The sequence below is a fragment of the Streptomyces sp. NBC_00876 genome (assembly GCF_045207435.1).
Classification (GTDB): Bacteria; Actinomycetota; Actinomycetes; order Streptomycetales; family Streptomycetaceae; genus Streptomyces.
In genome coordinates this window covers 608,269-620,182 of the sequence record NZ_CP108800.1, presented here as the reverse complement: position 1 = coordinate 620,182, position 11,914 = coordinate 608,269, and the positions used below count along the sequence as shown (strand labels likewise).

Annotated in this window: 8 protein-coding genes; all 8 read left to right on the top strand. The window is 67.4% G+C overall.

The features are described from left to right. The first annotated feature begins 502 nt into the window (after nt 1–502). The 8 genes from OG782_RS02700 (at nt 503) to OG782_RS02665 (ending at nt 11,708) form a co-directional block, all read left to right on the top strand. Nucleotides 503–856 carry a glycoside hydrolase family 97 C-terminal domain-containing protein gene (locus OG782_RS02700; protein WP_406447773.1) on the top strand — a complete coding sequence of 118 codons (354 nt, stop codon included), beginning with the start codon at nt 503–505 and terminating at the stop codon, nt 854–856. A gap of 373 nt (nt 857–1,229) precedes the next feature. After that, entirely contained in the window at nt 1,230–3,581 is a 2,352-nt protein-coding gene (locus OG782_RS02695; protein ID WP_406447772.1) for a discoidin domain-containing protein, read from the top strand. A 49-nt stretch (nt 3,582–3,630) separates the two neighbouring features. Further along, nucleotides 3,631–6,009: an Ig domain-containing protein gene (locus tag OG782_RS02690; RefSeq protein WP_406447771.1), complete on the top strand. Its 2,379-nt coding sequence runs from the start codon at nt 3,631–3,633 to the stop codon at nt 6,007–6,009. 703 nt (nt 6,010–6,712) lie between these two features. Then, nucleotides 6,713–8,005, top strand: a complete 1,293-nt coding sequence (locus OG782_RS02685) for an extracellular solute-binding protein (RefSeq protein WP_406447770.1) — start codon at nt 6,713–6,715, stop codon at nt 8,003–8,005. A gap of 113 nt (nt 8,006–8,118) precedes the next feature. Further along, entirely contained in the window at nt 8,119–8,979 is an 861-nt protein-coding gene (locus OG782_RS02680) for a carbohydrate ABC transporter permease (RefSeq protein ID WP_406447769.1), read from the top strand. Beyond that, nucleotides 8,979–9,809 carry a carbohydrate ABC transporter permease gene (locus OG782_RS02675; protein WP_406447768.1) on the top strand — a complete coding sequence of 277 codons (831 nt, stop codon included), beginning with the start codon at nt 8,979–8,981 and terminating at the stop codon, nt 9,807–9,809. The genes OG782_RS02680 and OG782_RS02675 overlap by 1 nt, the downstream gene beginning before the upstream one ends. A 46-nt stretch (nt 9,810–9,855) precedes the next feature. Next, nucleotides 9,856–10,833 carry an aldo/keto reductase gene (locus OG782_RS02670; RefSeq protein WP_406447767.1) on the top strand — a complete coding sequence of 326 codons (978 nt, stop codon included), beginning with the start codon at nt 9,856–9,858 and terminating at the stop codon, nt 10,831–10,833. Between the two features lie 32 nt (nt 10,834–10,865). Continuing rightward, nucleotides 10,866–11,708, top strand: coding sequence for an amidohydrolase family protein (locus OG782_RS02665; RefSeq protein WP_406447766.1), 843 nt, complete (start codon nt 10,866–10,868; stop codon nt 11,706–11,708). The last annotated feature ends 206 nt before the right edge of the window (nt 11,709–11,914 follow it).

Sequence of the window (11,914 nt, the reverse complement as noted above, 5' to 3'; positions counted from 1 at the left end):
CGTGTTCTCCCCTTCCCCGCGCCTGCGGTCAGGCCTGGCGGGTTTCTGCGGAGCCGGCCATGGTTGGTGGCACGTGGTCCCGCACCGGCAGGCCCCCGCACCGTGAAACCCATACATAGGCGGCCGGATGAACCCACGCGACCACACCCATGCCCCGCCAACCGCCGCTTCACCACCATCGACCGGAACCCTCCACGGCCGGAACGCCCAACACCTCGCCGTACGCCTATGTCAACAACGCCCCCAACCAGTCCGCCCCCTCCAGCCGCTGCCCCCTGTGCTTCTCCGCAGTAATCGGCGAACCGTCGCCACGCGGTGTGAGACCAACGCGGCTGGATACCGGAGGCACCAAGCAGCCGGGCAGCGGCAGCGCATCGGACAGGCATCGACTACGCCGACGTCCCCCGCGACGACATCGCCCCCGTCCTTGCGGAACTCGTGCGCCAGCCCGGCATCCGCCGCCGCATCCTCGAACTCACCGCAGGACCCACCCCCATCGCGGATGCCGTTCTCGGACTACCAGGTGTGTCCCGAGGCGCAGCGCTGGATGTGCGGGCTTCCGACCGTCTGGGGCGAGACCCAGTACGTGTCCGGAGACCCGCGCACCGGCGCCGTCATCGCCCGGCACAACGGCGATGACGGGTTCGTTGGCGCGCTCAAGTACGGGGACATCGGCACCATTTCGTACCCGACGGCCTTCCTCGGCTCGGGTACGTGGCGGGCCGAGATCATCACCGTCGGGCCGTCCGGCGGCCTGGTCCACATACGAAAGGCGATCCGGACCGGAGTCACGCTCGGCGTGCCGGTCGTGACGAACGGTGGACACGTGGTGAAGCTGACCAAGGTCGCACCGTAGAGAGGTGTCTTCGACGGCTTCGGCCGTCTCCTCCCCTGCGGCCCGGTCACCGCGACCGGGCCGCAGGTCTACGTGCTTCGCGATCTCAAGATGTATAGGATCTATTGGCTATCGCTTCTTGACGTGCTCGCGATTAAACCGCACACTTTTCTGAGCCAGGGGAGCTTGAAGATCAGGTGCTGGGCGTGAGGGCGTCATCTAGGCCTGTACGGCCATCAGAAGAATCTGAACTATATGAGATCTCTACGATCGATTGTTTAGGCCATCTGGCCTGTCGTCTTGGGAGGATGCTCAACCGGTCCCGCACAGGCCCCCTCTCGGAACGCGCACGCACCTCCAGGAACGATCCCGTCGAGAACGCTTGGAGCCCGCCATGAGATGTCGCCTGAGACGCTTCGCGTGTCTGTTCTCCCTGTTCGTCTCCTTACTGGCCCTGACCCTGGCTGTCCCCGTCGCCCCGGCGACCGCTGAACCCGCCGCCGTGAATGCCAGGCCCACGGTGGTACCCGCCCTGCAGAAGTGGCAGGGCGGTGCAGGCTCCTTCGAGCTGCGTCGGCACAGCCGCATCGTGCTCGCGGGGAAGCAGGGCGACGGCCTGCGCGACCAAGTGGCCGCGCTCCCGAGCGAGATCGAGCAGGTGTCAGGGCGCAGGTCCGCCCTCTCGGCTCGGTCTCCCCAGAACGGCGACATCGTGCTGGCTGTCGATCCCGCGCTGACGGAAGCCGAGGGCGGGGCCCGGTTCAAGGAGGAGGGGTACATTTTCACGGTCACCGACCGGAACGTGCGGATCACCGCACGGACCGCGAAGGGTGTCTACTACGGCACGCGCACCCTGCTGCAGGTCCTGCTGCTCGACGACGGCCGCGACTCCGTGCCCGTGGGCACCGCCGTGGACTGGCCGAACTACAAGGTGCGGGGCTTCAGCCTGGATGTCGGGCGGCGCTTCTTCACCGCTGACTTCATCCGCGACTACGTACATCTCATGGGCTGGTTCAAGCTCAACGAGCTCCAACTGCACCTGAACGACAACGGGTTCAAGGGCAGCGGGTCCTGGAGCGACGTCCAGGCCGGCTTCCGGCTCAAGTCCGACAACCCCGAACTGGCCGGCCTTGCCTCGAAGGACGGGGCCTATGACCGGCGCGACTGGGAATCCTTCGAGGACACCGCCGCCGTCAACGGCGTCACGATCATCCCCGAGATCGACGCTCCCGCCCACTCGCTGGCGTTCACCCGGTTCCGGCCGTCACTGGGGCTGAACAACGGCGACTCCGACCATCTGGACCTGTCGAAGCCCGAGACCACCACGTTCATGAAGTCGGTCTTCGATGAGTTCGTCCCCTGGTTCCGCAGCCCGGACGTGCACTTCGGCGCCGACGAGTACACGGTCGACAAGCCCCGCTACAAGACCTACTTCAACGAGATGGCGGCCCACATCCGCGCGCTCGGGAAGCATCCACGGGCCTGGGGAAGCCTGTCCGTGATGGCGTCCGACACCGAGGGCTACGACCGCGACGTCACCCTCAACAGCTGGAACAACCAGTGGTACGGGCCGCAGGCCGCCAAGCGGGACGGCTATTCCTTCATCAACACCAACGACGCGCTGCTCTACATCGTCCCGTTCGCGGACTACTACCATGGGCGAGGACTTGACGGAAAGTACCTCTACGACCAGTGGGAACCCAACGTCTTCCCGGGCGGCCAGAGCGTCGAACCCCAGGACCCCCAACTCCTCGGCGCCATGTCCGCCGTCTGGAACGACCTGACCCAGGCCACCTACGGCGAACTGGACGTCCATGGGCTGGTCGAGCCCACGTTCGGTGTGCTCGCCCAGAAGATGTGGAGCGGCGCCGCGTCGGGCGTGCCGTACGACTCCTTCCTGAAGACCGTGCGCCGACTCGGCGTGGGTACCGGTCTGACCAAGGTCGCCACAACGCTGGCCGCTCCGGCGAACAGCGAGGTGAGCCTGGGCCGACCGGCGACCGCGTCCGCGGGCGACGCCGGCGCGGCGTTCGACGGCGTAGGCACCACCAGGTGGGAGAGCGGCCCGGGGGAGAAAGCCTGGCTCCGCGTGGATCTCGACCGGCCGGAGACGGTCAGCAAGGTCGAGCTGGACTGGGCGCCCGAGTACGGGCGCGACTACGCGATCCAGGTGTCCGGGAACGGCACGACCTGGACCACGGTCGCCGCGCGCACGGACCGGGCGTCCGCGGGTTCCGACACGCTCGCCTTCGATCCGGTCACGGCCCGGTACGTACGTGTCGTCGGCAGCGAAGCGGCCCGCAAGCAGGACGGATACGCGCTGTGGAGCATGCGCGTGTTCGACGCTCCCGACCTCGCGCTGCACCGTCCGACCACGGCATCGTCGTCCGAAGTGCCGAGCCTGGCACCGGAGAACGCCACCGACGGGGACGGGAAGACCCGGTGGGCCAGTGCCTATCGGGACGACGAGTGGATCCAGGTGGACCTCGGCCGCTCGGGGACCGTCCGGCGCGTCCTGCTCGACTGGGAGACGGCCTCCGCCGCGGACTACGACATCCAGGTCTCCGACGACGCGGAGCACTGGACGACGGCCGCCACAGTCCGAGGCAAGCCGTCGGGCGCGCGTGTGGACGAACTCGTCTTCGCGCCTGCGAAAGCCCGATACGTGCGCATGCGTGGGATCAAGCGCACCTCGTCCTTCGGCTACTCGCTCTGGCGCTTCGAGGTCCGGGCCACAAGCCCGTGACCAGCGCCTGAACCAGCCCCTGCACTGATCACAACAACCAGGAGGAATCATGGACAGGCGGAGTTTCCTGATCGCGGGCGGGGTGAGTTCGCTGGCGACGGTCGCCCTCCCGACGCTGGCCGAACCGGCCTTCGCGGCACAGGAATCCGGCGAATCCAGCGGATCCGGCGCACTGCGCATCAAGGCGGGCCTTCTGGCGATAAGCCTTGACCGGGCGGGCCGAGTGGCCGGCCTCGTGGACCTGCGCAACGGCACCGACTACGTGGCGGCGGACAGAACGGGCCCCTTGGTGTCCGTCGTACTGGCGGACGGGACACGCGAAGTCCCTGCCCGGGTGCAGGCGTCGCGACGAGATCCGCGGGTGCTGGTGTTCAGCAGCGAGAAGGTGACCGTAGAAGTCAAGGTCGTCTCGCACGGGGCCTACTCGACGCTCGAGGTCGTCGGTCTGGACGCCGCGTCGGGTGTCGAGGTGCAGACGCTGCTGTGGGGGCCGCTCGCGGCACGCGTCAACCAGACGGTGGGCGAAGGCGTCGGCGTGGTCGGCGACAGCCGCTTTGTGTTCGGCATCCACCCGCTCAACGACAAGACTGTCGGTGCCTGGCCCAAGGAGTTCGCCGAGTTCGGTTTCGGCGCGGACGTCGAGGCCAAGCCGTACGGGCAGGGCGGGACACAGAACGACTGGAGCGCCGGCGCCAAGACGTCCTGGGGCAGCATCCTGCGCGCCTACACCTACGACTACACCAAGACCAGGATCAGGGACGGGCAGATCCCGACCGGCCCGCTCTCCGGATCCGAAGCGGAGATCGTCGGATCGAAGCTCGCGGTGTACGGCAGTGCACCGGATCTTGTGCTCACCGTGCTCAGCCAGGTCGCGCAGGACCAGAATCTTCCGTATCCGACCATCGACGGGCAGTGGCAGAAGGTGGCCGAGGCGACCCGGCAGCCGTTCCTCGTGCTGCATGACCTGAGCACCACCAACCTGGCCGCCGCCGTCGCGTTCGCCCAGCAGGCGGGCATCAAGAACGTCTACTCCGTCGAGGGGGCCGCAGGGCCCTGGAAGTCGACCGGCCACTACCAGTTCAACGGCAACTTCGGCGGTTCGGACGCCACCGCGACCCAGATGGCGACGACGGCCGCTGCGAGCGGTGTGCGGGTCGGTGTGCACACCTTGTCCAACTTCATTTCCTCCAACGACCCTTACATCGTTCCGGCGCCGGCCGACAGGCGGCTCACGACCGGCAGGACGGTGCAGCTGACGCGTCCTCTCGCCGCCGCCGACACGACCCTGTACGCCGACGGCGACTCGGGTGGCGGCGGGTACGTCCTCGGTCACCGCCTGCGCCTCGGCGACGAGTTCGTCACCTTCTCCGGTGTGTCCCAAGTCGGCCCGGACGAATGGCAGTTCACCGAGGTCAAGCGCGCGCAATGGGGCTCGGCTGCGGCGTCCTACCCGCAGGGGACCAACGCCGTCCGGATCTCCGAGAACCAGTACGGCGGAGCACGGGGCGACCTGCCGATCATCGATGAGATCGCCACCCGCCTTGCCACGGCATGCAACACCACCGGCATCAGGAACATCTCGTTCGACGGCCTTGAGGAGGTGGCCTGGAACGGCTGGAGCGGGCAGGGCTACGCGCACATGCTCAACGGCTTCCACCGTCAGCTGAAGTCCCAGGACAACTTCATCTCCGAAGCCTCCAACCCGTCGTCCAACTCCTGGCACGCCCAGTCCCGGGTCAGCTGGGGCGGCATCGGCTGGTCCGACTCCAACTACGACCAGGTGTCCAGGAACGTCAGCTTCTACCGGGCCAACTACCTCCCCCTCATGGGCGGGTCACTTCCGATCGGCGGCGACTCGAAGACGCTCGACATCGAGACGAACCTGGCGCGGGGCGCGTCCCTCGGCGTGAACTTCGGCTGGTTCGAGACGAGCATGGGCAGCCTGTCCCAGGGAGGCAACACCAAGGCGGTCCTTGCCGTCATCAAGACCTGGAACGCCGCGATCGCGGCAGGCGCCTTCACCTCCGCTCAGCAGCAGCTCATGGCGGACCAGAACAAGTACTGGCACTTGAGCGAGGAGAGTGCCGGCAGGCGCTGGTCACTGCAGGAGATGGACGCGGACAGCAACCCGGTCGGCGCCCCGCAGGCGGTGCAGGCGCCGCGGCCAGGCTTCACCACGCCCGCGCCTCCCGGGGCCAAGGTCGGTGAACTGTACACGTTCAAGGTCACCTCGAGCACGCCGCAGACGGTGCGCTACGAGATCACGTCCGGCGCCCTGCCGGCCGGGCTGACCCTCAACAAGGACACCGGCGGGATCACCGGAGTACCAACCGGTGCCGGCGCCAAGTCCTTCGCCATCACGGCCCGCAACAGTGGCGGAGTGCCCGATGTATCCGTGAATTATCGGATGAAGGTCACCGTGAATTAAGCGAGTTTGCGACTGCCCGGGGATGGCAGAAGGCCGCTCTCTCGCTACGGAGAGAGCGGCCTTCGCCTGTGGTGAGGCCTTGTCCACGGCCGGGTCGTCACCCGGTAGGTGATCTCGGCGTCGTCGGTGTGGCCGCCGCCTCGGGCGGCGACGGCGAACGTGCTTGCGCCTGCGGCGGTGGGCACGCCGGTGATCGCGCTGCGACCGGTACGCCCCGCTGGCGGCCGCCTCTGCGGCCTCGGCCGGGGCGGCGGTGAGCCCCATCGCGGCCGTCGCCGCGATAGAGCCCAGACCACTGACGACAAGAAGACGCCGTCTGTCCATGGTTCCTCCTCGGTGAAGCCTTGATAGTTCGTACTCTTCTGCGAGGGGCCGGAGGCAGGAGGACGGCAGGCTGCCACTTCCGCATCCTCGCCAAGAGAGAGAATTCCTTGCCTCTTCCGGGTAGACGTCCAGCACAAGTGCGATCTAGCGTGCAGTGGACCGCGCAACGAGTCAAGATATAGTTCCTATCCATGTTATTGGTTCTGAGGGATGGTTATGTTTCATCTCTTGACAGTGCTGTGAACGGACTTCGATACTCAGAGCGCTTTCGACGGGGGCGCTCGCGGCGAGCGGTCACCCACAAGCGCAGTAGGGCTCTCCGTAGATCCCGGAAGAGTCTGAACCATGTGACGCATTCGGCGGCTAGGGGAAGAGACGCATGACACGCAATCCGACACTCCTGAGGGTCGTGGCTCTCGCGGGTGTAGTGGTCCTGGCCGGATGCACGGCGGGCAGCACCGGTGGGAGTGCGTCGTCAGGCGACAAGGTCACCTTGACCTTCCTCACCTTCGAAACGCCCAACCTCGATGCCAAGTACTGGGATGCGGCGATCGCCAGGGCCTCGGCGAAGGTGCCCGGGGTGACCATCAAGAAGCTCGTCTCCCCCAGCGCGGACCGCACGGGATACGCGAAGCAGCTGGACAGCACGGGCCAGTTCCCGGACGTCATGATCGGCCTGAACCCGGCCGGGTTCGCCGAGGCGGGCAAGCTGGCACCGTGGTCGGACGGCGAGCTCGCCAAGTACGCCGAGCCGCACGCCAACACGTACGACGGCAAGGTCTACCAATTGCCCTATGCCGCCCAGACGACTCTCGTCTACTACAACAAGAGCGACTTCGCTAAGGCCGGCATCAAGGCGCCGCCGCGTACGTACGCCGAACTGGTTGACGACAGCGCCAAGTTGAAGGCCAAGGGAGTCAATCCCTTCGTGGTCGGCGGTGGCGGCAAGGACTCATGGGCCGACATGTTCCCGCTGATCTGCACCGTGGCCACCGACGTCTACAAGGAGACCCCGGACTGGCTGTCCCAACGCGCCGCGGGCAAGATCAAGTTCACCGACCGGGCCTTCGTGACGGCCGCCAATAAGGTTGCCGATCTGGCCGAAAAAGGTTACATAGACCGGGCGGGGCTCTCCCGCTCGTACGCCGACACCGAGCAGGCCTTCCGTGACGGCAAGGGCGCCATGTACCCGATGGGCAGCTGGTTCTCAGCCTCCGCCGACGCGAAGAGGCCGGGCTTCGACACGGGTGTCTTCGCGTGGCCCACCGATCAGGGAGCGCCGGCGCTGCCTGGCGTCACCGGCGGCGGGATGACGGTGAGTTCGAAGGCACCGGACGTGGCTCTCGCCAAGAAGTGGGCGAAGGCGTTCATGGAGGACGAGAAGAACCTCGACGCCGCCGTCAAGGCCGATGGGCTCATCATCGACATCAAGGGCTATACGCCGCCGCCGAACATGGGCCCCGTCTACAGGGAGACAGCGGCCGTCTATCAGCGGGCACAGAAGTCCGACGGAGTCGTCAACTCCTTCTCCCAGGAGACCGGTGACGGTTCTCTGCCGCCGGGCCTCGCCGACAAGGCCGCGGCAGGGATGCAGAAACTCCTCAGTGGCCGTATGACAGCCGCCCAATTCGGTGCCTACATGGACACCCAGTGGGACAAGGCCACCCGCTGATGCGCCCGCGTACCCCCACGGCCGTAGAGCCCGACGCACCAGAAGAACCGGAGGCACCCACCGTCTCGAAGGGGGCGCCGAGTAGGCCACGGAGGGCACTTTCAGGAGACGGCATGAGCCGCTTCGCCCTCTTCGCGGCGCCGGGCCTGCTGGTCTATCTGGCTCTGGTGCTCGTGCCCATCGCCATCACGACCGGCTACAGCCTCACCAACAAGAACCCCTTCAATCCACCGACCAAGTGGGTGGGCCTGGACAACCTGACCAGTCTCGCCTCCGACGACGAGTTTCTCAATGCGTTGGGGAACACCGTCATCGTCACCGTCATCGTCACCCTCGTCACCAACGCGGGGGGCCTTGCGATCGCCATGCTCCTCGATCGACGCGGCTGGCTGTACAACGTCCTGCGCAGCGTATTCTTCGTCCCGGTCGTCCTCAGCGCCGTTGTGGTCAGCGTCATCTGGCAGTCGATTCTCGTCGACGACGGCCTGCTCAACTCCATGCTGCGTCAGGTGGGGGTGAGCGACCCGCCGGGGTGGCTCTCCGATCCGAGTCTCGCTCTCTACACGGTCTCGTGGGTCATCGCCTGGCAAGGACTCGGCTTCTGCGTCGTCATCTACCTGGCCGGACTCCAGGGAATCCCACAGGAGTTGCACGAGGCTGCGGCGATCGACGGCTGCGGACCACTGATGCGGTTCCGCAATGTCACCTGGCCGATGCTGGCGCCCGCCGTCACCATCAACACGGTGATGTCGCTGATCGGCGGCTTCAAGGCCTACGACCAGGTCCAGGTCCTCACCAACGGCGGCCCCGGCCCCGGCACCACATCCACCCTCGCTTTCCAAGTGATCCAGACCGCGTTCAACGGCAACCACGTCGGCTACGCCTCCGCAATGGCTGTGGCGATGCTCATCCTGGTCGCTGCTGTGTCGGTGATCGCGCTCGGCCTCCTGCAGAAACGCGAGGTGTCCTCCTGATGGCCAACGCATCCAGGGCCTGGCTCCGTCCGGTCGTCGCGCTCCTCGCCGGCCTCGTGTTCTTCCTGCCGATCTACCTCGTGCTGGTCAATGTGTTCAAGGACGGTTCGACGATCGTGTCGAACCCGGTGGGCCTGCCGGTCCCGCCGACCATGGACAATATCCACAGCGTGCTGTCCCGGCCCGACCACCTCTTCTGGTACGGGCTGATCAACAGCACGGAAGTTACCGTGATCTCCATCATCGTCACCACGGCCATCTCCGCCATGCTCGGCCACTACCTGGCGCGGGCGACCGGCGCCCTGGCCAAGATCGCCATGGTCGCGCTGCTGTGCGGCCTCATGGTGCCGCCGGCGGTCATCCTCACCCCGATCACCGACGTACTCAGGGGACTTGGCCTAATGAGCACCGTTCCCGGCCTGATCCTCGCGTACGTTGGGTACTACATGCCGTTCGGAGTCTTCGTCTTCGCAGGCTTCGCCAAGACGATTCCCCGTGAGGTCGAAGAGGCGGCGGCCATCGACGGCGCCAGTGCGTTCCGTGCCTTCTGGCAGGTGGTCTTCCCGCTGATGCGACCCGCGTCGGCCAGCGTGCTGATCTTCCTCGGCGTCTGGATCTGGAACGACTTCCTCAACCCGCTGATCATCCTGGGCCCGGCCTCCGGCACCACGGTGACCGTCGGAATCTACCGGGCCATCGGCGAACACCAGGCGGACTACGGCTCGGTCTTCGCCCTCATGTTCCTGGCGACGCTGCCCATCCTTGTGTTCTACCTGGCCTTCCAGAAGCAGTTCGTCAAGGGCCTCACCGGTGGGGCGACGAAGGGCTGACCGGCCGGTCGACACCAGGGTCTGAACGAGAGGCACCTCCGAACTCATGCGCACCACCGCAGCGGTTGGCGAACTGTCCCTGGGGGCAGCCCCGTTGGGCAACCTGTTCCACGCGATCAGCGACGAGGACGCGGCAGCCACCGTCGATGCGGCCTGGTCCTGCGGAATCCGTGGCTTCGACACCGCCCCGCACTACGGCCTCGGCCTGTCCGAACGCCGACTCGGAGCAGCCCTGCGCACCCGCCCCCGCGACCAGTACACCCTGTCCACGAAGGTCGGCCGCCTGTTGCGTCCTCGTACGGGACCGCATGGTGACGACCGGGCCAACGGCTTCGCCGTCCCGGCCACCCACGAACGGGTGTGGGACTTCACCGCCCACGGCGTCCGTACCTCCGTCGAGGAGAGCCTGACCCGGCTCGGCCTCGACCGGGTCGACATCGTCTACCTGCACGACCCGGACCGGCACGAGCGGCAGGCCCTGGACTTCGCCTACCCCGAGCTGGAACGGATGCGCGCCGAGGGCACGGTCGGCGCCATCGGCGTCGGCATGAACCAGACCGAGATACCGGCCCGGTTCGTCCGCGACACCGACATCGACGTGGTGCTGCTGGCCGGCCGCTACTCTCTCCTCGACCAGAGCGGCCTCACCGCGCTCCTGCCTCAGGCCGCGAGGCGCGGGGTGTCCGTCCTGGTGGGCGGGGTGTTCAACTCGGGCCTGCTGGCCGACCCCAGGCCGGGCGCCACCTTCGATTACGCGCCCGCGTCGCTGTGCGTGCTCGAACGGGCCCTGGACCTGCGGAGGTTGTGCGAGAGCCACGAGGTTCCGTTGCGCGCGGCGGCCCTGCAGTTCCCGTTCGGACATCAGGCGGTCACCGGTGTGCTGCTCGGGGCGCGCACCGCCGCCGAGGTGACGGACGCCGCCGCGATGCTCAGCCACCCCATCCCGTCGGAGCTGTGGGACGAGCTGCGCTCCGGGGGCCTGCTGCCCCGGACCGTGCCGGTGCCCGACCGGCAGGGATCGTGAACGAGCCCGAACACCCGGAAGGCGGAGCAGCCATGACCGTCATCGACGCCCACCAACACGTCTGGGACCTGTCGGTCCGCGACCAGGACTGGATCGCTGGGCCCGAACTCACCCCACTGCGGCGGGACTTCACCCTCGACGACCTGCGCCCGCAAGCCGCGGCCGCAGGCGTCGACGCCACCGTTCTCGTACAGACCATCTGCGTACCCGAGGAGACCCTCGAGTTCCTGACGCTCGCCGCCGCCGACCCGCTGGTGGCCGGAGTCGTTGGCTGGACCGACCTGACCTCGCCCGCGGTCGCCGACGCCCTGGCCGCACTGCGTGCCCGGCCCGGCGGCGAGCACTTGGTCGGCATCCGCCATCAGGTGCAGGGCGAGGAGGACCCGGACTGGCTGCTCCGGCCCGACGTCGATCGTGGCCTGGCCGCGATCGCGTCCGCCGGGCTCGCCTACGACCTCGTCCTGCGGCCCGAGCAGCTGCGCTCCGCGGTGGCGGCGGCGCGCGCACGGCCCGAACTCACCTTTGTTCTCGACCACCTGGGCAAGCCTCCGATCCGCCCGCGCCGGCCCGACACCTGGTCCGCGGACCTGCGCGACCTGGCCCGGCTGCCCAACACGGTGGCCAAGCTCTCCGGCCTGGTCACAGAGGCCGATTGGCGGGCTTGGCGCCCCGCCGACCTACGGCTGTACGTGTCCGTCGCGCTGGACGCCTTCGGCCCGGGGCGACTGATGTTCGGCTCGGACTGGCCGGTGTGCACGCTGGCGGCCGACTACGGGCAGGTGGTCGCCACCACCCGTGAACTCCTGGTGAACCTGTCGGAGTTCGAACTGAGCGAGGTCTTCGGCGGCACGGCTTCGCGGGTCTACCGTCTCTGAGCTGCGACGAGGAAGCAGCCCCTGCTCATGGAGCAGGGGCTGCTTCCTGGTCTACGCACTCGAACAGAGGTGGGGCGTGGTGGCCGCGACGTCACCACCGTCCGCCGGTTCGTCGACCCACCAGTCGGCGAACGTCACCCCTCGACCGGCAATCCGGACGGCGGCGACTCACGTCTTTCGGAGCAGGCCGCACCGCCTGTTGTCAC

Coding starts and splice junctions, on each gene's coding strand:
- OG782_RS02700 (WP_406447773.1), top strand. CDS start 503: ATGCCGTTCTCGGACTACCAGGTGTGTCCCGAGGCGCAGCGCTGGATG.
- OG782_RS02695 (WP_406447772.1), top strand. CDS start 1,230: ATGAGATGTCGCCTGAGACGCTTCGCGTGTCTGTTCTCCCTGTTCGTC.
- OG782_RS02690 (WP_406447771.1), top strand. CDS start 3,631: ATGGACAGGCGGAGTTTCCTGATCGCGGGCGGGGTGAGTTCGCTGGCG.
- OG782_RS02685 (WP_406447770.1), top strand. CDS start 6,713: ATGACACGCAATCCGACACTCCTGAGGGTCGTGGCTCTCGCGGGTGTA.
- OG782_RS02680 (WP_406447769.1), top strand. CDS start 8,119: ATGAGCCGCTTCGCCCTCTTCGCGGCGCCGGGCCTGCTGGTCTATCTG.
- OG782_RS02675 (WP_406447768.1), top strand. CDS start 8,979: ATGGCCAACGCATCCAGGGCCTGGCTCCGTCCGGTCGTCGCGCTCCTC.
- OG782_RS02670 (WP_406447767.1), top strand. CDS start 9,856: ATGCGCACCACCGCAGCGGTTGGCGAACTGTCCCTGGGGGCAGCCCCG.
- OG782_RS02665 (WP_406447766.1), top strand. CDS start 10,866: ATGACCGTCATCGACGCCCACCAACACGTCTGGGACCTGTCGGTCCGC.